This window comes from Edwardsiella tarda ATCC 15947 = NBRC 105688, assembly GCF_003113495.2.
In the GTDB taxonomy this organism is placed as follows: domain Bacteria; phylum Pseudomonadota; class Gammaproteobacteria; order Enterobacterales; family Enterobacteriaceae; genus Edwardsiella; species Edwardsiella tarda.
Genome location: NZ_CP084506.1, coordinates 1,709,297 through 1,735,299 on the forward strand (window position 1 = coordinate 1,709,297; position 26,003 = coordinate 1,735,299).

At 61.5% G+C, this 26,003-nt stretch carries 15 protein-coding genes and 1 pseudogene; 9 read left to right on the top strand and 7 right to left on the bottom strand.

Annotated elements, in window-relative coordinates:
- Positions 1-7 precede the first annotated feature (7 nt).
- From DCL27_RS08005 to DCL27_RS08015, 3 genes are all read right to left on the bottom strand, one after another.
- On the bottom strand, positions 8-286 hold the full coding sequence (locus tag DCL27_RS08005) for a DUF134 domain-containing protein (RefSeq protein ID WP_005286287.1): 279 nt from the start codon (positions 284-286) through the stop codon (positions 8-10).
- A 68-nt stretch (positions 287-354) separates the two neighbouring features.
- Positions 355-981 carry a response regulator transcription factor gene (locus tag DCL27_RS08010; protein WP_005286281.1) on the bottom strand — a complete coding sequence of 209 codons (627 nt, stop codon included), beginning with the start codon at positions 979-981 and terminating at the stop codon, positions 355-357.
- The gene (locus DCL27_RS08015) at positions 978-2,750 is read right to left on the bottom strand and encodes a sensor histidine kinase (protein WP_005294258.1); all 1,773 of its coding nucleotides are present in this window, start codon (positions 2,748-2,750) and stop codon (positions 978-980) included. Before DCL27_RS08015 ends, DCL27_RS08010 begins: the two co-directional genes overlap by 4 nt.
- A gap of 191 nt (positions 2,751-2,941) precedes the next feature.
- Between DCL27_RS08015 and dsrO the strand changes: the two genes are divergently transcribed.
- From dsrO to DCL27_RS08030, 3 genes are read left to right on the top strand one after another with little or no spacing between them, the layout of a single operon-like run.
- Complete coding sequence (gene dsrO / locus DCL27_RS08020) at positions 2,942-3,709, top strand: sulfate reduction electron transfer complex DsrMKJOP subunit DsrO (RefSeq protein ID WP_005286272.1); 768 nt, start codon at positions 2,942-2,944, stop codon at positions 3,707-3,709.
- Positions 3,706-4,749 (top strand): NrfD/PsrC family molybdoenzyme membrane anchor subunit, encoded by a 1,044-nt coding sequence (gene nrfD / locus DCL27_RS08025; protein WP_035596459.1) that lies wholly within the window; start codon positions 3,706-3,708, stop codon positions 4,747-4,749. Before dsrO ends, nrfD begins: the two co-directional genes overlap by 4 nt.
- Before the next feature lies 1 nt (position 4,750).
- Entirely contained in the window at positions 4,751-7,837 is a 3,087-nt protein-coding gene (locus DCL27_RS08030; protein WP_035596456.1) for a tetrathionate reductase subunit A, read from the top strand.
- A gap of 34 nt (positions 7,838-7,871) precedes the next feature.
- On the opposite strand, the gene DCL27_RS08035 is transcribed toward DCL27_RS08030, so the two are convergent.
- On the bottom strand, positions 7,872-10,511 hold the full coding sequence (locus DCL27_RS08035; protein ID WP_228594497.1) for a PqiB family protein: 2,640 nt from the start codon (positions 10,509-10,511) through the stop codon (positions 7,872-7,874).
- Positions 10,471-11,727 carry a membrane integrity lipid transport subunit YebS gene (gene yebS, locus DCL27_RS08040; protein WP_035596451.1) on the bottom strand — a complete coding sequence of 419 codons (1,257 nt, stop codon included), beginning with the start codon at positions 11,725-11,727 and terminating at the stop codon, positions 10,471-10,473. Before yebS ends, DCL27_RS08035 begins: the two co-directional genes overlap by 41 nt.
- A 238-nt stretch (positions 11,728-11,965) precedes the next feature.
- Here yebS and DCL27_RS08045 point away from each other — a divergent pair, with 238 nt between their 5' ends.
- From DCL27_RS08045 to htpX, 5 genes and pseudogenes are all read left to right on the top strand, one after another.
- Positions 11,966-12,457 (top strand): GAF domain-containing protein, encoded by a 492-nt coding sequence (locus DCL27_RS08045; RefSeq protein WP_005286254.1) that lies wholly within the window; start codon positions 11,966-11,968, stop codon positions 12,455-12,457.
- 101 nt (positions 12,458-12,558) lie between these two features.
- A complete protein-coding gene (gene proQ, locus DCL27_RS08050) occupies positions 12,559-13,263 on the top strand; it encodes an RNA chaperone ProQ (protein WP_005286251.1) in 705 nt (234 codons plus the stop codon).
- 19 nt (positions 13,264-13,282) lie between these two features.
- Entirely contained in the window at positions 13,283-15,325 is a 2,043-nt protein-coding gene (gene prc, locus DCL27_RS08055) for a carboxy terminal-processing peptidase (protein ID WP_035596450.1), read from the top strand.
- A gap of 512 nt (positions 15,326-15,837) precedes the next feature.
- A pseudogene (locus tag DCL27_RS08060) lies at positions 15,838-17,818 on the top strand (alpha-amylase).
- A gap of 225 nt (positions 17,819-18,043) precedes the next feature.
- The gene (gene htpX / locus DCL27_RS08065) at positions 18,044-18,931 is read left to right on the top strand and encodes a protease HtpX (protein WP_005294266.1); all 888 of its coding nucleotides are present in this window, start codon (positions 18,044-18,046) and stop codon (positions 18,929-18,931) included.
- A 368-nt stretch (positions 18,932-19,299) separates the two neighbouring features.
- On the opposite strand, the gene putA is transcribed toward htpX, so the two are convergent.
- Entirely contained in the window at positions 19,300-23,247 is a 3,948-nt protein-coding gene (gene putA, locus DCL27_RS08070; RefSeq protein WP_035596447.1) for a trifunctional transcriptional regulator/proline dehydrogenase/L-glutamate gamma-semialdehyde dehydrogenase, read from the bottom strand.
- Positions 23,248-23,784: 537 nt separating this feature from the next.
- Here putA and putP point away from each other — a divergent pair.
- The gene (gene putP / locus DCL27_RS08075; RefSeq protein ID WP_035596444.1) at positions 23,785-25,299 is read left to right on the top strand and encodes a sodium/proline symporter PutP; all 1,515 of its coding nucleotides are present in this window, start codon (positions 23,785-23,787) and stop codon (positions 25,297-25,299) included.
- 76 nt (positions 25,300-25,375) lie between these two features.
- Here the strand turns inward: putP and DCL27_RS08080 are convergent, their stop codons facing one another.
- Positions 25,376-25,678 carry a hypothetical protein gene (locus DCL27_RS08080; protein WP_005286217.1) on the bottom strand — a complete coding sequence of 101 codons (303 nt, stop codon included), beginning with the start codon at positions 25,676-25,678 and terminating at the stop codon, positions 25,376-25,378.
- Positions 25,679-26,003: the final 325 nt, after the last annotated feature.

Sequence of the window (26,003 nt, forward strand, 5' to 3'; positions counted from 1 at the left end):
ACCTTCCTTATGACTCATCAATCATCAGTGCCTTGCCATTACTGAGGCAGTCCAACAGCTTAAAGCGTGCCCGTTTGAGGATGTTAGCCAGCGTCTGGCGCGATACCCCCATCTCGGCGGCGGCCTGTTGCTGTTGCAATCCCTCACGGTCGACCAGACGCAGGGCCTCAAACTCGTCGCGCGCCAGCATCACCTGTTCGAGTTGCGGCAAGGGAATGCCGTTGGGCTTGAAGCAACGGTGCTGCGGATGACTACAGATGCGGCGTGGGATCTTGGGTCTGGGCATGGCGGCTCCTAAATGGCATATGCAATATATACACCTCGTAAATGGCATATGCAATATTGATTGTTGGGTTAACGTTCGCGATGGTCATCATCGTCGTGCGCTGTCTGTAGCGTGTCGCGTTGGCTGAGGAAGGCGAGCAGCGAGGCGCTTTCCAGCTTGCGGCTGATGTTGGCGCGATGCACCTCCACCGTACGCAGCGAAACATGTAGCCGTTCGGCGACGGCCTGATTCTTTAATCCTTGGCAGAGTAGATCGAAGGTCTGCCGTTCACGTGCCGTTAGCCGGGCAAGGCGTTGACGATGTTGTTGCTCACACAGGCGTTGGCGCGAGACGAGCCAGGCGGCCTCGATGGCGGCCAATAGGCTACGGCTTTCCACCGGTTTCTCCAGGAAGTGGCAGGCGCCGCGTTGCAGCGCCTCGACGGCCTGTGGCACATCGCCGTGCCCGGTGAGGAAGATCACGCCCAGCACGCTCTCGCGTGCCAATAGGGCTTGGTGAACTTGCATCCCAGAGAGCCCAGGCATACGGAGATCCAGGATGACGCAGCCGGGCTGACTGGCGTCCACCGCGGCCAGGAAACGTTCGCCATCGGTGAAGGCGTTCACCGTCATACCATATCCTTCCAGGATAAATCCGAGCGAGTCGCGCACCGATGCGTCGTCATCGACGATATGGATCGAGATCGGGATGGTCATGTCACCTCCTTGCTGGGGTAGGGAAGGGTCAGCGTCGCCTGGCAGCCGCCCTCGGGACGGTTTTCTAGCGTCAGGGTGCCCGCGAGCGCCTCGGTGACTTGTTGGCAGATGGAGAGGCCGAGGCCGAGTCCGTCGGGCTTGGTGGTAAAGAAGGCCTGTTGCACGCACTGGCTCTCTTGGGGCAGGCCGGGACCATTGTCGGCGATGATGACTTGGTAGGCGTCTGCCAGGTAGTGCTGGCTCAGGGTGATGTGGCGCGGTTCAGGTTGGCTCGCCAGCGCCTCGATGGCGTTTTTTAACAGATTAAGTAGCAGTTGCTGTAGGCCGATGGCGTCGTAGCGGTCGTAACGTGGAACGCCGTCTAAACGGCGCGTCAAGACGATGGCGTGGCGGCGGAACTCATACGCGAGCAGCGCCAGGGTATCGTCCATCACGTTATGTGGCGCCAGCTCGACGTCCGGTTGTGGGGCGCGGCGGATCAGGCGGCGTAGCCGCTTGACGATGGCATCGGCCCGTGTGACCTGTTGACTGATGTGTCCCAAGGCGGGGATTAGGGTGGTGACCTCGACCTGGCGGTGCGCGCGATGTAGGCAGCCGTCGGCATAATTTTTGATCGCCTCCAGCGGTTGATTGAGCTCATGAGCCAGGCTGGTGCCCAATTCACCGACGATGGCGACGCGTTGCGCATGCTCCAGCGCCAGGCGTTTGCGATTCAGATCGGCCTCGGCATCAAGCAGGCGACGCTGGGTGCGTTGAAAACGCCACTCCAGCCACAGGTGATACAGCGTCAACAGTAGCAGCATACCTAATGCGCCCCAGAGCCAGGCTTGGTTTTCTTGCAGCCAGCGTAGGACTTGTAGGGTCAGGCTGACCGGGAGCGTCTCCTCCAACTGGCGGTAGAACTGTTCGATGCTGTAGCTACTCTCCGGCGCGCTCCAACCGAGCGAAGAGGCGGCGCGGGCCGCCGGATGCGTTTCCGGTAATGCCAACAGGGCGGCGGCCACCTGTTTGGCCAGCGCCGCGCTGGCGCGGTCGGTTCGGGCGAAGGACCAGTTGGGATAGAGCTGCGTCGAGCTTTGGCACTGGAAGTCGGCCGGGGCGATATTGTCGATCACCCGAAAGTCCTGGGCGTCGATCAGCCCCTCGCTGGCCATGGTTTCCAACTGACAGACCGGGACGATGACCGCGTCGGTTTCCCCATCGCGCAGGCGATAGATCAAGGCATCCAGCGGAAAGCCGGCAAAGCGAGTTTGAGCGAAGAAGTGGCGGTAGTCGTAGCCCTCGCGCGCCAGACGATACAGCAGCGTCTGGTATCCACCGAACGCTTGGGGGGCGACGGCGCTGATGCGCTTGCCGCGCAGATCGGCCAGATGGTGCAGCGTGCTCGCGCGCCGCACGATTAACGCAGATCCGATGACGTTGTTATTCCCTGGGCGTAGCGGGCTCTTGAGGGTCGCCAGCCAGGAGAGCGGCGCATGACGCCCCAGCGTGACGGCTTGCCCGGGGTTGGTGATGACAAAGTCGAGTCGGCGTTGGCGCACGGCACTATCTAAGGCGCTGATATCGTAGGGTTGCAGCTGAAAATGATAGGCCGGCAAGCGTTGATTGAGCCAACCGATCAGCGGTTGCCATTGGCTGTTCGCCATCTGGGTGCCACGCGTCGCCAGTACGCCGATGGTGACCGGTTGCGGCGAGGGCGGTGTCGCCCGAGCGGGCGCCAGGCAAACGAGGAGCGATAACAGCCAGCAGAGGCGTAACAGCACATTCATCGGAGATCGGATTCGTATTTTTGCGAGATGGTTAATTTTGATATAGGTCAGCAATCGATCGCTATTGTGGTTTTCCACAATAGGAAGGCCTTTTCTCTCCTGCACATAATAAATCACGCCAATCAATAAGCGAATCAAGAAAGGCGGATCTGTGATGTTACAGACAGCGCCATCGACGTGGGAGGAGAGTGATGCGGGAGCAGGATAACGAACAACAGCAACGGCGCCGACTGTTGCTGGGTATCGGCAGCCTAAGCGCCGGCCTGGCGCTATTGCCCTGGCAGGCGCAGGGCACGGCGTCAAGCCAGGAGGCGGGGGCGCGGCAAGGGCGCCAGACTCCGCGCTGGGCGATGCTGATCGATTTGCGTAAGTGTGTCGGCTGCCAGGCCTGCACGGTGGCCTGTTGTATGGAGAACCTGCCGCCCATCGGTCAGTTTCGTACCACGGTCAAGCAGTATGAGGTGAGTGGCGCCGCCGCCCATGGGGTCAGCCAAATGTTTACCTTGCCGCGCCTGTGTAATCACTGCGAGGCGCCGCCCTGCATACCGGTCTGCCCGGTACAGGCCACCTATCAACGTGAAGACGGCATCGTCATGGTCGATAACACGCGTTGTGTCGGTTGCGCCTATTGCGTGCAGGCTTGTCCCTACGATGCCCGCTTTATTAACCACGAGACCCTGACGGCAGATAAATGCACCTTCTGCGCCCATCGTCTGGAGGCCGGGTTATTACCCGCCTGTGTCGATTCTTGTGTCGGCGGGGCACGCATCATCGGCGATCTGCACGATCCGCAGAGTACGCTCAGCCGTTTATTGGCTGCCCACTCGGGCGAAATTTATCAACTGAAGCCGGAGCAACACACCGAGCCGCGCGTGTTCTATCTGGGGTTGGACTCGGCCTTCGTCAGCCAGGTCAGTGGTCAGCCCGCGCTGTATGGCGATGAGGAGCAACACCCATGATTAGTGAGATCTTGGTTACGCCCCAGGCGGTAGCCTGGTTGCCCTGGGCGGTACAGTACTTCTTCTACATCGGGAGTGCCTATGGCGCGGCGTTGTTGTTGTGGTTAGCCTTGCGTGGTGGCGATCGTTACAGTGTCACGCTCGTACATAGTCTGGCGCTGGTGTTGCTGATCTCGGCCATTGTCGGCCCGTTGGCGCTCACCGCCGATCTGCATCAGCCGGGACGGGCCTGGCATTTCTTCGCTCACTTGACCCCCGGCTCTTGGATGTCACGTGGCGCGTTGTTGCTGCCGATATTTTCGGCGCTGGCGGTCGTGACGGCCTGGCTCTGTCTGCGTCCCGCGCTCTTAACGACGACGGTGCGCGGTGCGCGCTTCTGGCGGCGCTTGGCGTTGGGCCAGTGGCAGATCTCACCGACCGCGTTGCGTCGCTGTACCCTGCTGACATTACTCTCCGGGGCCAGCATCGCGTTGTATACCGGTAGCGAGGTGTGGGTCTTGGCCGCGCGTCCGCTGTGGCATCAGTGGATGCTGCCGTGGCTGTGGCTGTGTAGCGCGCCGCTGGCCAGCGTGGGGTTAGGGCTGCTGATCGCCGGTTTGTTGGGACAGCGCCTGACGGCGGGGGATGGGCGTCTGCTACGGCTGACCTTGTGGATCAGTGCCCTGAGTAGCCTGATCCTGCTCGCGCTGTGGCTCTACTGGCCGCCGGCGTCGGTGACCCAAGTCGGTCGCCACTTTATGCGCTTCCAGGCCTGGCCCACGCTGAGTTTACTGGCGATGACCCTGTTGGCGGCGACGTGGCTATTACGCTTACGCTGGCTGCTGGCGATCCTGACCCTGGCGTCGGCGGCGGCCTTGCGCTGGTTGACGCTGATCGATGTGCAGCGGGTGGCGCGTTATGACGCCGGGATTTATCCCTACAGCGTCCCCGCCGGCAGTGAAGGTTGGCTCGGTATCGCCGCGATGGCAGGACTGTGGATCTGTTTGGCGGCGCTATTGACGGAATTGATTGAGACGCGCAGTGACGCGGCGGAGCGATAACATGGACAAACGTAGACGACAGCTATTGAAACTCGGCTTGGCCGCTGGTGGGGGCGCGGTATTCGCGGCAGGCTACGCCGCGACGGCGCGTCATATGGCGCGCGAGGTCACGCAAGGGACGGCGGGCGAACCGACGCGCAGTGCCCAGTTTGGCAATGCATTGCAACCGGAGATGCGCATCGATGCCGACGGCCGTTTGCAGGTCAATCCTCAGCAGCGCCTCGCCAATGGGATGTGCTTTGGTTGCTGGACCCTGTGCGGGATACGTATGCGCATCGACAATCGCAGTGAGCGTATCCTGCGCATCGCCGGTAACCCGTATCATCCGCTCTCTCAGCAGCAACAATTGCCCTATGCGACGCCGCTGGCGGAGGCCTGGCGCTCGTTGGCGGGCGAGGCGGGACTGGCGGGCCGTTCGACCGCTTGCGCGCGCGGTAACGCCATGTTGGAGATCCGCGAGAGCCCCTACCGCATCACACAACCGATGAAGCGTGTCGGCAAGCGCGGTGAGGGGCGGTGGCAGACGATTAGTTACGAACAGCTATTGCATGAGATCTGTGAGGGCGGCGATCTGTTCGGCGAAGGGCCGGTCGAGGGACTGCGCGCGCTGCGCGATCTACAGACGCCGTTAGATCCGGCGCACCCTGAGTTCGGTCCGCGTGCCAACCAGTTGCTGGTGACCAACGCCGGCGACGAGGGACGCGATCACATCATCAAGCGTTTCGCCATGAACAGTTTCGGCTCGCGTAACTTTGGTCATCATGGGTCGTATTGTGGCTACGCGTTTCGCGCGGGCTCCGGCGCGCTGATGCAGGATCTGGAAAAGAACGCGCACATGAAACCGGATCTGGAGGCGGTTGAGTTCGTGCTGTATATCGGTACCTCGCCGGCCCAATCCGGTAACCCCTTTAAACGCCAGGCGCGCCAGTTGGCGGCGGTGCGTAGTCAACCCGGATTCAGCTATGTGGTGGTTGCGCCGTCACAGCCGTTGAGTACCAGCCTGGCGGCGGGCGCCAACAACCGCTGGATACCGATCCGTCCAGGGAGCGATGCGGCGCTGGCGTTGGCGATGATCCGCTGGATCATTGAGCAGCAGCGTTATAACGCCGACTACCTCAGCCAACCGAGCGAGGCGGCGATGCAGCAGGCCGGTCAGGCGCACTGGTGTAACGCCACTCATTTGGTGATCTGTCAGCCGGGTCATCCACGCGAAGGGCAGTTCCTGACGCGGGCCGATCTGGCGGAGACGCCGAGTGATGCGCTGTCCACTGGGGCGTTGGTGTTGGCCGCCGCCGATGGGGCGTTGGCGGATGCTGACATCGCCGCCCCCGCTCGTCTGTGGGTGGATAGTGAGCTGACGGGGGCGCAGGGGCCGATCCGGGTCAAGAGTGCCTTGACCTGCCTGCGCGACGAGGCGCAGAAGCTGACGTTGGCGCAATACAGCGCGATCTGTGGCGTCCCCGAGGCGGAGATCGTCGCCTTGGCGCGGCAGTTGACGTCCCACGGCACCCGCGCGGCGGTCGATACGCACGGGGGCACCATGCATGCCAACGGTTTCTATACCGCCTATGCCATCCTGATGTTGAATGTGATGATCGGGAATATCAATCTGAAAGGGGGGATGATGGCCAAGCCGCCGGCTTATCCCGCCTTCGGCAAGGGGCCGTGCTATAACTTCGACGCCTTTCCGGGGAAGGTGAAACCTCGCGGCCTGATGTTATCACGCAGCAAGGCGTCGTATGAGCAAAGCCGTGAGTACCAAGAGAAGGTGGCGGCGGGGCAGTCCCCCTATCCGGCGCGTGCGCCCTGGTATCCGCTCTCCTCACCGTTGTTGACGGAGCAGTTGAGTGCGGCCTTGGCAGGATACCCCTACCGCTTGAAGGCGTGGATCAATCACCTGGCGAACCCATTGTATGGCGTACCGGGACTGCGAGCCCTGTTGGAGTCGCGCCTGCGCGATCCGGCGCAGTTGCCGCTGATCGTGGCGGTGGATGCCTTCCTTAACGAGACGACCGCCTTGGCCGACTACCTGGTGCCGGATACGGTGACCTATGAGAGCTGGGGGATCGCCGGGATTTGGCAAGGCGTGCCGACGCGTGCCGCCACGGCTCGCTGGCCGGCGGTAACGCCGCTGAGTGCGAAGACGGCGGATGGCCGCCCACTCTGTTTGGAGAATTTTTTGATCGATGTGGCGAAGCGCCTCTCCTTGCCCGGTTTCGGCCCGCGGGCGCAACAGAATGCGCAGGGGGAGTGGCTGGCGATCGACAGTGGTGATCAGTACTACTTGCGTGCCGTCGCTAACTTGGCCTTTGTGGAGACGGCGGTCGCGCCGGCGACGGCGGAGGATATGGCGCTGAGTGGGGTCGATCGTCTGTTGCCGACGTTGCAGGCGACGCTGCCGGCGCAGGAGATCGGGCCGGTCGCCAGCGTACTGGCGCGTGGTGGCCGTTTCGAAGACGCCGATCGCCGCTACCAGGGCGAGTGGATGACGCATCGTTATCGTCGCCCGTTCGCGGTGTGGAATGCGCAACTGGCGGCGGCGCGTAATAGCATGACCGGGGAACGGTATTGCGGCTGTCCGACCTGGATGGCACCGCGTCTGGCCGACGGTACGCCGTTGCGTGAGCGCTGGCCGCAGGATCAGTGGCCGTTCGAGCTGACCAGCTACAAGTCCAACATTCACAGTGCGCTATCGGCGCTATCGCCGCGCCTGTGTAGCGTGAAGCGTGATAACCCGCTCTACCTCCATCCGCAGGATGGCGCTCGCTGGGGGATCGCCAACGGTGATTGGGTCGAGGTGACGACGCCCGGCGGAACGCTACGCGCGCGCGCCATGTTGCTGGAGAGCGCGATGCCGGGGGTGATCGCCATCGAGCATGGCTATGGGCATTGGGAGCTGGGCGCCCGATCGCACATCATCGACGGGGTGGCGCAACCCGAACCCGCCGCGCGTCTGGCGGGGGTTAGCCTGAACCAACTGGGCCTGGTCGATCCGACACGCCAGAGTCCGGGGGTGGTGCTCGATTGGGTGGTCGGTGCCGCCGCGCGTCAGGGGTTGCCGGCGCGCATTCGCCGAGTGACGGCCTAAGCGCGCCCCGCCATCATTAGGCGGGGCGTGGCCCTCAGCGTAGCGGGATGGCGGTGCCCCAATCTTGCCAACCGCTTGGCGGTACATCGTGGAGCAAGAAGTGCGTCCCCGCCGCCGCCGAGGGCGCTAACGGTGTGCTGGGCGGGGTGGCGAAGGCGATGCCGCCTCGGATGAACTGTTGGAAGGCCCCGCTTTTCACTACTCCGCCTGTCAGGCCAAACGCCAGGCTGTAGCCGGAGGCTTGCCAGAAGACGCTATTGCTACGCACCAGGCGTTGGTATTCACGCCCGATGCGTAGCGCCACCTGCACGCGATCGCCCAGGCTGCCGAGCGTCAAGCCGGTGACGGTGCCCACCTCGATCCCGCGGTATAGGACCGGCGTACCAACCTGCAATGCGCCGGCATCCGGCGTATCCACCACGATCTGGATCCCATCGAGATAACGTGCGTCGCTCAGGGTGGCCTCTTGTAGCGTGAAGTGACGCGTCGCCTTGCCAGCGCCCGGTTCCAGGTTGATATAGGGCTGTAGCAGCGCTTCCAGATTGTTGACGCCCGCCGCCGAGATGCGTGGCGTGACCAGCGAGAAGCGCGTGCCGCTGCGGGCGAAGGCGTCGACATACTCGGGATAAAGCACCGCCTGCGCCAGGACTTGGCGGCGATCGGCGCTTAGGCCGAGGGAGGCCAACTGGCCGATGTCGAGGCCGAGATAGCGGATCGGCATGCCGGGCGCCAGACGGGCGCCGTCATAGGTGGAGAGGGTGATATGCCCGCCGACGGCGCGGGCGGCGCTCTCGTTAGCATAGAGCGGACGCGGCGCGCCACGCGCAGCCTGTACCCCGCTCAGGTTATCGAGACTGATGGCCCCTTTCAGGGCGCGCGCTAGGGGCGCGGCCTGCACCGTCAACCCCGCCCCGTTGAGCTGGACCTTGGCGCCGCCCTCGGCCCAGAAGACGCTCTCGTTGCCCACCAGGTGGCGATAGGCGGGTTGAATATACAGGGCGATCTCGAAGCCGTCGCGCCGCGGCGTGATGGTGGCGATTTCGCCGATACGGAACTTGCGGTAGAGCACCGGCGAACCGGGCTGAACGTCGGGCAGCGTCGCGGCTTGCAGGGTGAGGGTGGTGGGCGGTTGATCGCCACGGATGCCGTCCCGGGCCGCCTCGGCGTCGCGGTATAACGGGTAGTGGCTGCGTACGGCACCCTGCGTCCCGGGTAGAATAGTGACGCCGCCCTCTAGCCACTCTTGAGGGGCGGCACCGGTCAGCGCCACGCCATCGAGTCCGACGCGCACGGCGAGGCGACTGTTGACCACGAAGCGGCTGTCGCCGTGGATGGCGGTGCGGTAAGGGGCGGCGATGAGGGCCGTGAAGCGCACGCCGTCATCCTGCAACTCGCGTCCGCTGATTTGACCGACACGGATGCCCTTTAGGCGCACCGGTTGGCCGACCTCGATACCATAGCTTTGATCGGCGTCGAGCGTCAGCTGCAGGGCACCCGCCTCCTGAGTTAAGGCTTGATCTGCGGGCAGTACCTGAAAGTTTCGGCGCGCAGCACCGCTACCGGGGTGTAACTCGAGTACGCTGCCGCTCACCAGTTGACTCAGATTGAGTTGGTTGAGGTTGAGGCGTGGCGCGCTGAGGGTGATACGGCTCTCGTCGCGTAACAGATCGACGATACTGGGATCGACGGCCAGCGTCCCATCGACATGGCCATCCGCCGTCAGGGTGAGCGTTGTGAGCAACCCGACCTGAATCCCTTGATACATCAAGGGGGTACGCTTAGCTTGCAGCCCCTCGCCGCTCGGCAGCGTCAGATGAACCGTGACGCCGCGCTGGCTACTGGCGAGATCGGGATAGAGGGTGAAGCGGCTGCCAGCCTGTGCCGCTGGCGTCTGCGGCGGGGAGTCGAAGGCGATGGCGCCGTTGACCAGGGCCGTTAGCCCATCGACCTGCAGCGAGATGCCCGACAGACTGACGTCGCCACGAATGCCGGAGACATTCCAGAAGCGACTGTTCTCCTTGACCAAGGAGGCGAAGCGCGGCTCGATGAGCACGTCGATGCGCACCCCCTGTTGCTGCTCGGCGATGGCATAGTTGTAGACTCGCCCGACGGGGATCTTCCGATAATAGAGGGGGGAGCCAATACTGAGGGAGCCGAGATCGGCGGCATTCAGGTGTAATAGCAGCTCGTCGCCGCTCGGTTGTCGGGTCGGTGGCTCCGCCAGGGCGGTGAAGTGTTTCTGTGGGGCGCCATCGCCCGGTAACATGGCGATGTAGTTGCCGCCGACTAACGCATCCAGCCCAGAGACGCCTGCCAGCGAGACTTGGGGATTGACCAGCCAGAACTGGGTTCCCTGGCGCAGGGTATGTTGCATACTGCGCTGGATGTTGAGTGTGACCTCGATGGCGCGCAGGTCGGGGGTGACGCTGACCTTGCTCACCGTGCCGACCTCGACGCCCTGGAAGCGTACCGGCGTGCGCCCGGCCACTAAACCGGGGGCGGTGTGGAAGCTGACCACCACCGTCTCGCCGCGCGCCTGTAGGGCGCTGTAGCCCATCCAGCCGGCGATCAGCAGGGCGACGAAGGGCAGCAGCCAGAAAGGGGATAGGCGGCGCTTATGGCGGATCAGGGCATTATTCTGCGTATTCGCGCGCGTTGGCGTCGTTGGTTGCATAGGCGTCCCATATCAGTCGACTGTCCAGCCACTCCACGGCCAGAATGGTAAGAAAGACCGCCGCGCCGAAGTAGAGCGCCGCGGGTCCCATGGTAAACGAGAGCAACTGATCACGATCGATCAGCGACATCATCAGTGCGATGACGAACAGATCCAGCATCGACCAGCGGCCGATCCAGGTGACTAGCCGCAGTAGGCGCATGCGAACCACCAGGTGGTGAACCTGACGAAACTGAATCCCTAATAATAGGAATAACAATACCGCCACCTTGACGAAGGGAACGACGATACTGGCGATAAACACGATGGCGGCGATCGGCAGGTTGCCACTCTGTGCCAGGCTAGCGACGCCGGAGAGGATGGTGTCCTCGATGCGTGTGCCATTGACGTAGAGGATGGAGATCGGCAACAGGTTGGCGGGCAGTAGCATCACCATGGCGGCCAGCAGGGCGGCCCAGCTTTTTTGCAGGCTATGGGGGCGGCGTAGATGCAGCGGATGGTGGCAGCGTTGGCAACATCCCTGGGCATTGGGCGGCGCGCTGTGTTGGCAGACGTCACAGAGCAGCAGGGCCTCATCGGGCGCGTGGCAGTGTGGCTGGGGATAGCAGCGGCGCCACAGTTGTTCCATGTTGAGGTGGATCAGCATCAGCAATAACAGCAGGGTGGCGACGATGTAGGCCAGGAGCGCCGGGCCGGGGGCGATGGCGGCGTACTCGCGCACCTTAATGCAGGCGACGGCCAGCCCCACCAGATAGATATCGAGCATGATCCACGCGCGCACCCGAGTGAGTAATCGTAACAGGGGACGTCGGTTATAGCGCCAGCGCTGGCCGAGATGCAGGGCCAGCAGGGTTAGCGGAAGCAGGAGCGGGGTGATCACGACGCACCAGGCGACCATGGCGGCCGTCAGCCGATCCCCCTGGCTCGCCATCTGAACGATACCTTGCCACAGACTACTCTGGACGCCGACACCTAATAATCGAATCTGTAATAGCGGTTCGAACAGCGCCAAAGGCAGCAGGATCAGGAGGGTGAGGGAGAGGGCGCTGAGGCGGGTCAATGACCAGTCTCGTCCCTCATACAGTCGCGCCTGACAGCGTGGGCAGAAGGCCGACTGGTCGGCGGCGACGGGGGGGAGATGGCACAGCGCATCGCATTGCGGGCAGCGTAGCCGCCGCGGCGTTGCCGTTGTGGGGTGTTGCCTGAGGGCATTCATTGCCCGGACGCCGACGCGATATGGGGATGGCGGAGAAATGAGCAGCGCATCTATCGTCCCTTGGTTGACCGAGAAGCTGGTATACAACTGTGACGCGAACCGTAAATAAATATACATTGTGTTACCGCTTAAGACGAAGCCATTCGGCTTTTCGCTTGTGTGTTGTCGCATTTAATGCTTACTTTATGCAAGGTTCGCCGCGCTATTTAATCATTCCCCGGTAGTGATAGAGAGGATCATGAGTAAACACACGTTTTATGCCGAGCTAACCCGCGATCTCAGCGCGCTGTGCAGCGGCGAATTTAACACCATCGCGACCTTGTCCAACGTCAGTGCGTTATTGTTCGAGCGTCTACCGGCGGTGAATTGGGCCGGTTTTTATTTTGTGGATGGGCAGACATTGGTATTGGGGCCGTTCCAAGGCAAGCTGGCCTGTGTCCGTATCCCCCTCGGGCGCGGAGTCTGCGGTCATGCCTGCGCCAGCAGCCAGGTGGTGCGTGTCGGCGATGTGCATGCCTTCGACGGTCATATCGCCTGTGATGCAGCGAGCAACGCGGAAATCGTGCTGCCGTTAGTGGTCGCCGGACGTACGATCGGGGTGCTCGATCTCGACAGCACACAGTTTGAGCGCTTCGACGACGAGGATGAAACGGGGCTGAAAGCCGTGGTGGAGGCGCTCTGCCAGCACCTGGCGCACTGCGACTGGGCAAAATTTGTGACTTTTGCGTAAGGTTGTGGTGCGGATGGCATGGCATTTGGCGGTAGCCTCATTATAATGACGCCTGTTCATGCCATCGCTGGTTGGCAAACCCGTTGTAATCAGGAAATTTCATGGAAAATCAACCAAAGTTGAACAGTAGTAAAGAAGTCATCGCCTTTTTGGCTCAACGTTTCCCTCAGTGCTTTAGTGCCGAGGGTGAAGCCCGCCCGCTGAAGATCGGTATCTTTCAGGACCTGGTCGCGCGTATGCAGGGGGAAGAAAACGGCCTGAGCAAGACTCAGCTACGTTCAGCACTCCGTCTTTACACATCCAGCTGGCGCTATCTGCACGGGGTAAAACTGGGTGCAGAGCGTGTCGATCTGGATGGCAACGCCTGTGGCGTGCTGGATGAGCAGCATGTCGAACATGCGCGCCAGCAGCTGGAAGAGGCTAAGGCTCGCGTCCAGGCTCAGCGTGAAGCGCGTAAGCGTGAAGCCGCCGAGAATGGCGAGAAGCGCGAACCGCGCCGTCCTCGTCCGGCCGGTAAGAAGCCGGCTATGCGCCGCGACGCCGAGCAGGGTAATAAAGAGCCGCGTAAACCGCGCAGCGCCAAGAGCGCGCAAGAGCGTAAGCCGCGCGTGGCTCACGAGGCCGCAGAACAGCGCGCCACGCCAGTAACGTCGTTGGAGCAGCTGCATCTGGGGCAAACCGTGAAGGTGAGCGCCGGGAAAAATGCCATGGAGGCATCCGTACTCGAAATCACCAAAGACGGTGTCCGCGTCCAGCTGTCCAACGGTCTGGCAATGATTGTACGCACAGAACACTTGCAGTTCTGATACGGAGGCCAACCCAGGCATGAACAATTTTTTCCGGGTATCGGCAATCGCGCTCTCGCTGGTTGCGGGTACCGTTTTTGCAGCGGACGAGGCGGTCAATGACGCCGTCCATCTGCCCCAGTTGCATCAAGAGCCTCAGCATGCAACGGTCAGCGAGCGGGTCACCGCTCGCTTTACCCGCTCTCATTATCGCCAGTTTGATCTCAACGCAGACTTCTCGAAGAAGATCTTTAATCGCTACCTCAACATGTTGGACTACAACCACAACGTGTTTTTGGTCTCGGATATCGCGCGTTTTCGCGACGATGAAGGCAAACTGGGCGATCAACTGCGTAGCGGCCAATTGGATACGGCCTATGCGCTGTTTAACCTGTCGCAACAGCGCCGCCTGGAGCGTTATGAATACGCCCTGAGCCTGTTGAAGAAGCCGATGAGCTTCGATGGCAGCGACACCATCGATATCGATCGTAGTAAGGCAGCGTGGCCGACCAGCGTGGCCGAGCTGGATAAACTCTGGTACGCCAAGGTGAAGTATGACGCGCTGAATCTGAAGTTGGCGGGGAAAGATTGGCCGGAGATCCAGAAGATCCTGACCAAACGCTACCAGTTCGCCATCAAGCGTCTGACCCAGAGCAACAGCGAGGATGTCTTCCAGCTGTTTATGAATGCCTTCGCGCGCGAGATCGATCCGCATACCAGCTATCTGTCACCGCGGAATACCGAGCAGTTTAACACCGACATGAGCCTGTCGTTGGAAGGCATCGGTGCGGTATTGCAGCAGACGGAAGATGATTACACCCAGATTAACTCGATGGTGGCCGGGGGACCGGCGGCTAAGAGCAAGGTCTTGAAGGTCGGCGATCGCATCGTGGCGGTCGGCCAGCCTGGGAAGCCAATGGTCGACGTGATCGGTTGGCGCCTGGATGACGTGGTGGCCCTGATCAAGGGGCCGAAGGGCAGCAAGGTTCGCCTGGAGATCCTGCCCGCCGGTAAAGGCACCAAGACCCGTATCGTCACCCTGACGCGTGAACGTATTCGCCTGGAAGATCGGGCGGTGAAGATGAGCGTGAAGACGGTCGACGGCCATAAGATTGGGGTGTTGGACATTCCTGGCTTCTACGTCGGCCTGACGGACGATGTGAAGGTGCAACTGCAGAAGTTGGAGAAACAGCACGTTAGCGCCATCGTCATCGATCTGCGTGGCAATGGCGGCGGTGCCCTGACCGAAGCGGTCTCCCTCTCTGGGCTGTTCATCCCGAGCGGGCCGGTGGTGCAGGTGCGCGATAACATCGGCAAGGTGCGTGAGGATGCCGACAACGACGGCGTGGTGTACTACAAGGGGCCACTGGTGGTGTTGGTTGACCGCTTCAGCGCCTCCGCCTCGGAGATCTTCGCCGCTGCGATGCAGGATTATGATCGGGCGTTGATCGTGGGCGAGCCGACCTTTGGCAAGGGCACGGTGCAGCAGTATCGCTCGCTGAACCGTATCTACGATCAGATGCTGCGTCCGGAGTGGCCGGAGCTGGGATCGGTGCAATACACCATCCAGAAGTTCTACCGTATCAACGGTGGCAGTACTCAGCGTAAGGGCGTCACCCCGGATATCGTGATGCCGACCGGCGTTGACCCGGCGGATACCGGTGAGAGCTTCGAAGACAATGCCTTGCCGTGGGATAGCATTCGTGCCGCCGAGTATACCAAGGCCGGGGATGTGCAACGTTTCGACCCGCAACTGTTGGTGTTGCACGATGCACGCATCGCCAAGGATCCCGAGTTCCAGTATATCGAACAGGATATTGCGCACTACAAGGCGTTGAAGGCCCGACGTAACATCGTCTCGCTTAACTACGCACAGCGTGAGAAAGAGAATAAAGAGGACGATGCCGTTCGGCTCCAGCGCATCAATGCGCGTCTGAAGCTGGCGGGTAAGAAGCCGATCAGCTCGCTGGATGATATTCCGAAGGATTATCAGGAGCCGGATCCCTACCTGAACGAGACGGTGAAGATCGCCGAAGACTTGGCCCAGTTGGAGCAGCAGAACGCGAAGGCGTCCCAGGGGTAAGCGACGGCATCCATGATGTCATCTACCGAAAGCGCGGCCAAGGCCGCGCTTTTTTATGCCGGCATTAACATCCCCACCGATGGAGGAGGACAGCAACCGTTTTGGGCTGTGCTTATTGTCTTGGACGTTAACGCGCTCAGAACAGGCAAAGACGTTGTGTGAGGCCCCTATGGGGCGTTATCAATACCACCTGTATAGTCGGTGTTTTTTTACCTCTTGAGTCCTTCCTGCGAGGTGAGGGGGCCGTCATCGCGCTAGCGTGTCGGGCGGTTAGCGGGGCGCACCCTCGCTCTCTTCTGCGTTGATAGGCTCGGCGATCGCCTGCACAGCCATTCCCGCCTGGTTATGCGTCCCAGAGCGCTTACGCAGCATCGCGAGAAGGCCTCACGTCTGGCCGATGGCCGGATGACGCGCACGCGCTCTCCACCCCCGTTGTCCTCCCTGCATGGGGAGGAGCACAGCCGCTGCGGCGACTGGCACACTGTGACGCATCCCTGTCATAGGAGCCGACGATGAAATATCCCTTCCTCTGTGCATTACTGATCCCGGGGGCGGTGTGGGCCGATTGGCACGCCCCCGATTTCCCGCTGTTTACCTCTTCCGCGGAGGGGGTGTTCAGCGCCGAGCACACCCTGGAGAAGGGGCATGCCGCGCTACGCCTCTATCAGGGCGATCGTTGCTGGCAACCCGCCGAGGCCATCCGCCTGAATCAGACGCTTTCGTTGGCACCCTGCCAGGGGGAGGCGCTGGACTGGCATCGTTATCGCGCCGGGCTGTATCAGGCGCGCATCGATACGCGCTCCGGCACACCGACGCTGACACTTTCGGTACACCCCCAGGCGACGACGAAACTCGCCGTGCGCCGTTGTCCGCGTTGGAATGGCGATGCGCTGACGGTGCCCGTCGCGGGTGCCTTTGCCGATGGGACGTCGGTCCGGGATTTCTACAGCGGCCAGATCGTGCCTGTCAAGCAAGGGACGGTCACCTTGCAGCCGGCGGCGGGTAGCAACGGCCTGCTATTGCTCGAGTCCGCCGAGACGCGTGGGCCGGCGGCATTCGACTGGCACAATGCGACGGTCTATTTCGTGCTCGTCGACCGTTTCGCCAACGGTGATCCGAGTAACGATAATAGCTATGGTCGCCATCGGGATGGCCTGCAGGAGATTGGCACCTTTCATGGCGGCGACTTGCGGGGGTTGACCGCGAAGCTAGACTATCTCCAGCGCCTGGGGGTCAATGCATTATGGATCAGCTCCCCGCTGGAGCAGATCCATGGCTGGGTCGGTGGTGGTACGAAAGGGGACTTTCCGCACTATGCCTATCACGGCTATTACCCCCTGGATTCTGGTGGATGGGGCGCACCAACGCGGTATCCGGGTCTTGTTCGATGTGGTGATGAACCATACCGGCTACGCCACCCTGGCCGATATGCAGCAGTATCAGTTTGGCGCGCTCTATCTTAAGGGGGCGGCGCTACAGCAGACCTTGGGTCAGCACTGGGGGGATTGGCGCCCAGGCGCGGGGCAGAATTGGCATAGCTTTAACGATTACATCGATTTCGGTGATAGTGCCGCCTGGGAACGGTGGTGGGGCAAGGGCTGGGTACGTAGCGATATCGGCGACTACGACGCTCCCGGCTTCACGGATTTTACCCTGTCGCTCTCCTTCCTGCCCGATGTCAAGACCGAGTCGACGCAGGCGGTTGGGTTACCGAATTTCTACCGCAATAAGGCTGATACGCGTGCCGTGGCCATTCCCGGCTATACCCCGCGTGACTACTTGACGCATTGGCTCAGTCAATGGGTCCGTGAATATGGCATCGATGGTTTCCGGGTCGACACGGCAAAGCATGTCGAGCCGGCGGCGTGGCAGCAGTTGAAAAACCAGGCCAGCGCCGCGTTGGCGGCGTGGAAACAGGCCCATCCGCAACAGGCGCTGGACGATGCGCCTTTCTGGATGACCGGTGAGGCCTGGGGGCATGGCGTGATGCGCAGCGATTACTACCGTCACGGCTTCGATGCGATGATCAACTTCGACTACCAGGAGCAGGCTGAGCAGGCGGCGGACTGCCTGTCCAACATCGATCCGCTGTGGCAGCAGATGGCGCAGAAGTTACAGGCGTTCAACGTGCTCAGCTACCTGTCGTCGCATGATACCCGTCTCTTTCGCGGCGCGGGCAGTCGGGCCGCCGAGTTGTTACTGTTGACGCCGGGGGCGGTACAAATCTTCTACGGTGATGAGAGCGAGCGTCCGTTAGGGCCGAGTGGCTCGGATCCGTTGCAGGGTACCCGCTCAGACATGAACTGGGCGGACCTCGATGGCAAAGCGGCGGTGACGCTCGCGCACTGGCAGAAGCTTGGCCAATTTCGGGCCCGTCATCCGGCTATCGGCAAGGGGCGCCAGATCGCCGTGCCATGGCCGCAGGGCTATGCGTTTATCCGCGATGATGGGCGAGATCGCGTGATGGTGGTCTGGGCCGGGAAACGGGAGTAGATCCCGCCAATTTGTTACAAAACTTTCCCGATGTTGCCCGCCGACTTGGCGGGCAACTAGTTGATTTCTTCGGATGGTGTGTAAAACTTAACCTGTTAAGGTGGCGAAAATGTAAAGTTTTGTTTCTTTGCCGTCTTATCGAGCCATAACCCTTGAAACCCGCGTAGATGGCCTTACCATCTGATCATCGCATAGGGCGAGATGTTTGAGAGGATTGACAACGATATGATGCGTATTGCTTTGTTCCTGTTGACTAACCTGGCAGTGATGCTGGTGTTCGGTCTGGTACTGAGCCTGACCGGCATTCAGTCCAGCAGCGTGCAGGGACTGATGATCATGGCGCTGCTGTTTGGCTTTGGCGGCTCTATTGTCTCGCTGCTAATGTCTAAATGGATGGCGCTGCGCTCCGTCGGGGGCGAGGTGATTGAACAGCCGCGTAACGAAACCGAACGCTGGCTGATGGAGACGGTGCGCCGTCAGGCCCAACAGGCGGGCATCGGCATGCCGCAGGTGGCCATCTATCATGCGCCGGATATCAACGCCTTCGCGACCGGCGCGCGGCGCGATGCATCCTTGGTCGCGGTGAGTACCGGTCTGCTACAGAGCATGAGCCGTGACGAGGCCGAGGCGGTGTTGGCCCATGAGATCAGCCACGTGGCGAATGGGGACATGGTGACCATGACCCTGGTGCAGGGGGTGGTGAACACCTTCGTTATCTTCATCTCGCGTCTGATCGCTCAGGTGGCGGCGGGGTTCCTCTCCGGCAACCGTGATGAAGGGGAAGGTGAGAGCAGTGGCAACCCGATGATCTACTTCGCGGTCTCGATGGTACTGGAGCTGGTGTTCGGTATTCTGGCAAGCATCATCACCATGTGGTTCTCGCGTTATCGCGAGTTCCGCGCCGATGCCGGCTCGGCCAATCTGGTTGGGCGTGAGAAGATGATCGCGGCGTTGCAACGCCTGAAGACCAGCTACGAGCCGCAGGAAGCGGGCAGCATGATGGCGTTTTGCATCAACGGGCGCGGCAGCCGTTCCTTTGGTGAGCTGTTCCTGTCGCATCCGCCATTGGATAAGCGTATCGAGGCGTTGCGCAGCGGCCAGTATCTGAAGTAATGCGCACGCGTGTCCCGCTTCGGCGTGACGTGACGAGCTAAGGCAAAAGTACCGCTCACCGCATGGGGGCGGTATTTTTTTGCGTGCAAGGTCAGGTCGCGTGTGGGGTGAGATGCCATCCGTGAGTGGCGCCCCTAAAGGTGCGTCATCGGGGCAGACGTTTACCGGATGGGCTGCAGTGCACTGGTCGGATGAAGTATCGCTAGGCGGGAGGCGCTAGCGTGAGTGTGAGCGACTCCTCGGCGGGGGGCGCTAACGTGAGCGGGGGGCTTAGGGAGGCGATGGGGATGACTTCGCCGCGCTATGGCCCGACGCCAGTGGTCGCGACGTCGGGCCCGGGGCGCGCCAAGATGGCGCGTAGGGCGGGGTTAACTCAGGGTCATCAGGTTGGCGTTGCCGCCGGCCGCCGCGGTATTGATACTCACGGCACGTTCATGAAGCAGTAGTTCCAGCCGCAGTTGGGTTTCACCGTGGGCCCAGCCTTGCAGCGAGACGATGGCGCCACTCCGGGCGGCAATCTGCCCGTTGAGGGTACGCAGTTGATCGCTGTCGCCATGGTAGATCGCCGCGTCGAATGGCTGTGCCATCAGCGTGTCCGGTGCGCTGAGTGTGATGCGTGCTGCAACCGTCGGCGGGAGATCCCGCAGTAGCGCGCTATGCAGCGGCGTGTCTGGCCAGATGACCTGACAGCCGACCGCCATCACCGCCGCCAGTTGGATCAGCGCGTCGCCCTCGTTGCTGGCCATACATAACACACGTTCGCGTGGGACGAAGATCAGGGTGTTGTGTTCACCGGTCGGTCCGCTCAGCAGGCGAGGGGCGGTCAGACATTGATCGGCGTAGCGCTGACAAAGGATCTGCAGCGCCGGGCGATCGGCCGCCCAGTCGCTCAGGGCTTGCAACGGCGACGCTACCTCGGCTCGGTCGTCGTCCGGTTGAGCCGTGGTAGGAGCGGCAGCGCAGGCCAACACGTTTTCTGGGCTGCGGGCCAGGAGGCGGTAGAGATATAGCGGTCCCCCCGCCTTGGGGCCGGTACCGGATAAGCCCTCGCCGCCGAAGGGTTGCACACCGACGACGGCGCCGACGATGTTACGGTTGACGTAGATATTGCCGACATGGGCATTGCTGCTGACGTGGGCAATGGTCTCGTCGATACGCGAATGCACCCCGAGGGTCAGACCATAGCCCGAGGCGTTGATCTGAGCCAGCAAGGCATCCAACTGCTCGCGGCGGTAGCGCACCACGTGCAGTACCGGGCCGAAGATCTCCTGCTGCAATGCATCGAGGCTATCCAATTCGATCAGCGTGGGGGGCACGAAGGTACCCCGGGCACGAGGTGGGGCATCGTCAGGTGAGTTATATGCCGCCTGGAATACCGGAAACCCCTTAGCCTGCATGGCATGAATATGTTGTTCGATACCGGCCTGCGCCTCGGCGTCGATCAGCGGGCCGATGTCGCAGCTCAAGCGCTCCGGGTTGCCCAGGCGGTATTCGGCCATGGCGCCGCGCAGCATGGTCAGGGTAGGGTCGGCGATCTCCTCTTGCAGGCAGAGAATGCGTAGGGCGGAGCAACGTTGTCCGGCGCTGTCGAATGCAGAGGTGACAACGTCACTTACGACCTGTTCGGTGAGCGCCGATGAGTCGACGATCATCGCGTTGATACCGCCGGTTTCGGCGATGAGTGGTATTGGCCGCCCCTGAGCATCGAGGCGATCGGCGATGGCGCGTTGTAATAGTTTGGCCACCGCCGTCGACCCGGTAAACATGACGCCGCGCACCCGCGGATCGTTGACCAATTGGCTGCCCACGGTTTCACCGCGTCCCGGAAGGAGTTGCACCACGCCCGCCGGAACGCCAGCCTGACGTAGGATGGCGATGGCCTGGGCGGCGATCAGCGGTGTCTGTTCGGCGGGCTTGGCCAGCACGCTGTTGCCAGCGGCCAAGGCGGCGGCGATCTGACCGCTAAAGATGGCCAGTGGAAAGTTCCACGGGCTGATACAGACGACGCATCCCAAGGGGCGATGGGTCTGGTTATCGAAGTTGGCGCGGATGTGTGCGGCGTAGTAGTGGAGGAAGTCGACGGCCTCACGGACCTCGGCGATGGCGTTGGCGAAGGTCTTGCCCGCCTCACGGATCAGGATCCCCATCAGCGTCGGCATCTGGCGTTCCATCAGGGTGGCGGCTCGCTCCAGGATAGCGGCCCGCGCCTGTGGCGGTGTGGCACTCCAGATAGGGGTATGACGCTGTGCATTCGCTAAGGCCTGCTCAACCTCCTGCTCACTGGCATCACGGGTATAGCCGACGATGTCGCTCGGATCGGCGGGATTCGGCAGGGGGCGTAGCTCGCCTTCGCTGCAAGGTTGTTCCAACAGGGGCAGCGCCACGAGTCGCTGATGGGCCGTGTTCAATAGGGCGCAGGAGAGCGACGCGAGACGCTGCTCATTGCTCAGATCCAGTCCCGCGGCGTTAACCCTTTCCGGCGCATACAGATCGCGGGGCAACGGGATCTTCGGATGGGGAAGCCCGGGACGCCCCTCTTGCGTCGTCAGGGCATCCACGGCGGCGACCGGATCGGCAACTAATTCCTCTAATGGCAAGCTGGCATCGGCGATGCGGTTGACGAAGGAGGTGTTGGCGCCATTCTCCAGCAGGCGGCGCACCAGGTAGGCCAATAGTGTCTCATGGGTACCGACGGGGGCGTAGATGCGGCAGGGGCGATTGAGCTTGCCATCGGCGACTTTGCCGACCACTTGCTGGTATAACGGCTCGCCCATACCGTGCAGACACTGGAATTCATATTGCCCGGGGTAGTAGTTCTGACCGGCCAGTTGGTAGATGGCGGCCAGGGTGTGGGCATTGTGGGTGGCGAACTGCGGGTAGATCAGATTGGGTACGCTCAAGAGTTTCTTGGCGCAGGCCAGGTAGGAGACGTCGGTATAGACCTTACGGGTGTAAACCGGGTAGCCCTCCAGCCCGTCGACCTGGGCGCGCTTGATCTCGCTGTCCCAGTAGGCCCCCTTCACCAGGCGGATCATCAGGCGGTGTTGGCTACGCGTGGCGAGATCGATCAGGTAGTCGATCACCCAGGGACAACGCTTCTGATAGGCCTGGATCACAAAGCCGATTCCGTTCCAGCCTGCTAACTCGGGCTCATGGCACAAGCGCTCCAACAGATCGAGGGAGAGCTCCAGACGGTCGGCCTCCTCGGCATCGATGTTGATCGCGATGTCATATTGGCGTGCCAGTAGGGTGAGCGACTTGAGGGTGGGGTAGAGCTCGCTCATCACGCGCTCATACTGGGCACGGCAGTAGCGTGGGTGTAGGGCGGAGAGTTTGATCGAGATCCCCGGCCCCTCATAGATGCCCCGCCCATTAGCGGCCTTGCCGATGGCATGGATCGCCTGTTGATAGGCGAGGAGGTAGGCCTGTGCATCGGCGTGGGTCAGCGCCGCTTCACCCAGCATGTCGTAGGAGTAGCTAAAGCCTTTGGCTTCTAAGCGTTCTGCGTTCGCCAAGGCCTCGGCGATGGTTTCACCGGTGACAAACTGCTCACCCATCAGGCGCATCGCCATGTCGACGCCCTTGCGGATCAGCGGCTCGCCGCTCTTGCCGATGATACGACTCAGGGCGTGGGCGAGATGGGTCTCGTTATGCGTGGCGACCAACTTGCCGGTAAACAGGAGCCCCCAGGTGGCGGCATTGACGAAGAGTGAGGGGCTACGGCCGAGGTGGGCCTGCCAGTTCCCGCCGCTGATCTTGTCGCGGATCAACGCATCACGCGTCGCCTTATCGGGGATGCGCAACAGCGCCTCGGCCAGGCACATCAACGCAACGCCCTCCTGTGAGGAGAGCGAGAACTCTTGCAGCAGGCTCTGTACCATACCCGCCCGTCCGCCAATGTTCTTCTGGTTACGCAGTTGCTGCGCGAGGCGGTAGGCCAGTTGATAGGCCCGCTCGGCGAGCGGGGCCGCTAGCCGGGCTTGTTCGAGCAGCATCGGTACGGCATCGGTTTCTGCACGGCGGTAGGCGGCGGTGATGTTGGCTCGTAACACCGACTGCGGCAGGATCTGTTCGGCGAAGCTCAGGAAAGGCTGATACGCCTCCGGCGATGACGTCGCCGTCTCGCCTGACGAGAGGGGCTCGAGGCCGGTGGTCGGGAGCTCCGCTGGTAGCTCACCCTGCTCCAGACGATCCAAATAGCTGAAGATGGCCTGCTTGATCAGCCAGTGCGGCGTACGGTCAATCTGCTTGGCCGCCGCCTTGATACGTTCGCGGGCGGCGTCATCGAGCTTGACTCCCATGGTTGTCGTTGCCATCTCATTCACTCCTTTTCGCTCAGTCTGTCGCGTTCATCATATACGGGAAGCCAACCGCAGGGGTGGGTGCCTCGCGTCAGTGTTCGCGGGATAGGCCGCCGTTAACGCTGGATAGCGAGGATCGTGGCCATCATTCGGCGCGGATGGTTTATTGCGCCAATTTGTTTCGCGAAAATATCTATTATGTTGCAACTTTGTGCAACCTTGTTAAGTGCGACCTGGCTTGCAAGTTTGAAAATGAAATTTCCCATGGCAATAATGTCATTATAGAAAATGTGGATAATAAGTTGCGCCGATTTTCCGTGCGCACAATCCCAAAATAAAAAAGTGCAACCGAGATAAATGTGATCTGGTACGGCTTGTGCTCACTTTTCTCTCTGCGTCGAAGGGATTCTGTGTAAATGATGTGTTAAGCGATGGTTATTGCCTATACCTCGCGGCGTGGGGCGGCGACGCGTAAGATTGCGCAGGCTAGACTCCGACGGTGGCATCCAGGACTGGCCTCGAGTGCCAGACGATAGTTTCAGGAGTACGTTAATGGCTATGAGCACACCCATGTTGGTGACATTTTGTATCTACATCTTGGGCATGATCCTGATCGGCTTTTTGGCATGGCGATCGACGAAGAACTTCGATGACTACATTCTCGGTGGGCGTAGCCTCGGCCCCTTCGTCACTGCGCTATCGGCTGGCGCCTCAGATATGAGCGGGTGGTTGCTGATGGGACTGCCCGGCGCGGTATTCATCGCCGGCATCTCGGAGAGCTGGATCGCCATCGGCCTGACGCTCGGGGCATGGTTGAACTGGCGGCTGGTGGCCGGGCGCCTGCGGGTACATACCGAGGCGAATAATAATGCGTTGACACTGCCGGATTACTTTACCGCCCGTTTCGCCGACAACAGTCGTCTGTTGCGTATCATCTCCGCCCTGGTGATCCTGCTCTTTTTCACCATCTACTGCGCCTCCGGGATCGTGGCCGGTGCGCGTCTGTTTGAGAGCACCTTCGGCATGAGTTACCAGACGGCGCTATGGGCCGGCGCGGCGGCGACCATCATCTATACCTTCATCGGTGGTTTCCTGGCGGTCAGTTGGACCGACACGGTGCAGGCGAGTCTGATGATCTTTGCCCTGATCCTGACACCGGTGATGGTGGTCATCGCCGTTGGCGGTTTCGATGAGTCCCTGGCGGTGATCCAACAGAAAAGCATCGAGAACGTCGATATGTTGAAGGGGTTGAATCTGGTCGCCATCCTCTCGTTGCTCGGTTGGGGGCTGGGCTACTTTGGTCAGCCCCATATCCTGGCGCGCTTTATGGCCGCCGACTCACACTATAGTCTGGTCAATGCGCGTCGCATTAGCATGACCTGGATGATCCTCTGCCTACTCGGTGCGGTCGCCGTCGGTTTCTTCGGCATCGCCTACTTCAATAACCATCCTGAGCTGGCTGGCGCGGTGGAGGGCAACGCCGAACGGGTCTTCATTGCGTTGGCTCAGTTGCTGTTTAACCCGTGGATCGCCGGTGTTCTGCTCTCGGCCATCCTGGCGGCGGTGATGTCGACCTTAAGCTGTCAGCTGTTGGTATGCTCCAGCGCGATTACCGAGGATCTGTATAAGGCCTTTCTGCGTAAGCAGGCCGGACAGCAGGAGCTGGTATGGGTCGGGCGGGCGATGGTGCTGGTGGTGGCGCTGGTCGCTATCGCGCTGGCGGCTAACCCGGAAAACCGGGTGCTGGGGTTGGTGAGTTATGCCTGGGCCGGTTTTGGGGCGGCCTTCGGGCCGGTGGTGATCTGTTCGGTGCTCTGGTCGCGCATGACGCGAAACGGCGCACTGGCCGGGATGATTATCGGTGCCCTCACGGTGATCGTCTGGAAGCAGTACGCCTGGTTGGGACTGTATGAGATTATCCCCGGCTTCTTCTTTGCGGGCGTGGGGATCGTGCTGGTTAGCCTGTTGGATCGCGCGCCGTCGGCGGCGGTACAGCGGCGTTTCGCCGAGGCCGACGCCTACTACCGCTCGGCGGAACCCCCTGCGTTACGCCCGGAGTGGGAGTAACGTCCCCCTCAGCGCCCGGTCGATACCGGGTGCTGAGGTCGACGCGAGGGCGCGTGAGGGAAGCGCGCCCTCGCGCTTACTCGCGACTGCGCAGTGCTTCGGCATCATGCAGTTTCTGATGGTGCTGAATGATCTGCTGATGTGCGCTGGCGCTGCCGTTATCCATCGCCTGATGGGCGATCATCGCGCGTTGATGCGCATCTAGGGCGTTGATGTCATCCCCGGTCGCGGGCGCTGTCGCCGTTGGCACGGAGGAGAGGCGTTGATGCGCCGCCGCTTGGGCGTTATCCACCTGTTGATGGATATCCACTGTGCCGTTGGCCCAGCTGGCGCCGCTGATGCTTAGCATGAAGAGGGTGGTGTAGATCACGAGTTTCATCGGTATGGCTCCAGGTCAGTCAGGTTAGCCTATGATGCCCACGGCATCGTTCAGGCGAACAAAGGGGGAAGGCGGCGGGAAGCCGCCCCGTCATTCGGTGGGGTGGCCCGTGTTTAAGTGGGCTCACTCCCTGCCGATGGGGGCCAGTATAACGAAGCGATCCGCAGCCGCGCGTGACGGGAGCGTGACGAGACTGTCATCTATCATCATATTGATTTATCACTATTATTCACCTCGTTTGTCGGGTGGGTGAACGTGGACGAGGTCGAGGACGGCGAAGCATCGAGCCTGCGCGTCGGTATCGGTGGTGTGTGAGCGTTTGTCG

What these genes read in the sequence shown, in the direction of transcription:
- DCL27_RS08005 (WP_005286287.1), bottom strand. Translation starts at nt 286, where the DNA reads ATGCCCAGACCCAAGATCCCACGCCGCATCTGTAGTCATCCGCAGCAC.
- DCL27_RS08010 (WP_005286281.1), bottom strand. Translation starts at nt 981, where the DNA reads ATGACCATCCCGATCTCGATCCATATCGTCGATGACGACGCATCGGTG.
- DCL27_RS08015 (WP_005294258.1), bottom strand. Translation starts at nt 2,750, where the DNA reads ATGAATGTGCTGTTACGCCTCTGCTGGCTGTTATCGCTCCTCGTTTGC.
- dsrO (WP_005286272.1), top strand. Translation starts at nt 2,942, where the DNA reads ATGCGGGAGCAGGATAACGAACAACAGCAACGGCGCCGACTGTTGCTG.
- nrfD (WP_035596459.1), top strand. Translation starts at nt 3,706, where the DNA reads ATGATTAGTGAGATCTTGGTTACGCCCCAGGCGGTAGCCTGGTTGCCC.
- DCL27_RS08030 (WP_035596456.1), top strand. Translation starts at nt 4,751, where the DNA reads ATGGACAAACGTAGACGACAGCTATTGAAACTCGGCTTGGCCGCTGGT.
- DCL27_RS08035 (WP_228594497.1), bottom strand. Translation starts at nt 10,511, where the DNA reads ATGCAACCAACGACGCCAACGCGCGCGAATACGCAGAATAATGCCCTG.
- yebS (WP_035596451.1), bottom strand. Translation starts at nt 11,727, where the DNA reads ATGAATGCCCTCAGGCAACACCCCACAACGGCAACGCCGCGGCGGCTA.
- DCL27_RS08045 (WP_005286254.1), top strand. Translation starts at nt 11,966, where the DNA reads ATGAGTAAACACACGTTTTATGCCGAGCTAACCCGCGATCTCAGCGCG.
- proQ (WP_005286251.1), top strand. Translation starts at nt 12,559, where the DNA reads ATGGAAAATCAACCAAAGTTGAACAGTAGTAAAGAAGTCATCGCCTTT.
- prc (WP_035596450.1), top strand. Translation starts at nt 13,283, where the DNA reads ATGAACAATTTTTTCCGGGTATCGGCAATCGCGCTCTCGCTGGTTGCG.
- htpX (WP_005294266.1), top strand. Translation starts at nt 18,044, where the DNA reads ATGATGCGTATTGCTTTGTTCCTGTTGACTAACCTGGCAGTGATGCTG.
- putA (WP_035596447.1), bottom strand. Translation starts at nt 23,247, where the DNA reads ATGGCAACGACAACCATGGGAGTCAAGCTCGATGACGCCGCCCGCGAA.
- putP (WP_035596444.1), top strand. Translation starts at nt 23,785, where the DNA reads ATGGCTATGAGCACACCCATGTTGGTGACATTTTGTATCTACATCTTG.
- DCL27_RS08080 (WP_005286217.1), bottom strand. Translation starts at nt 25,678, where the DNA reads ATGAAACTCGTGATCTACACCACCCTCTTCATGCTAAGCATCAGCGGC.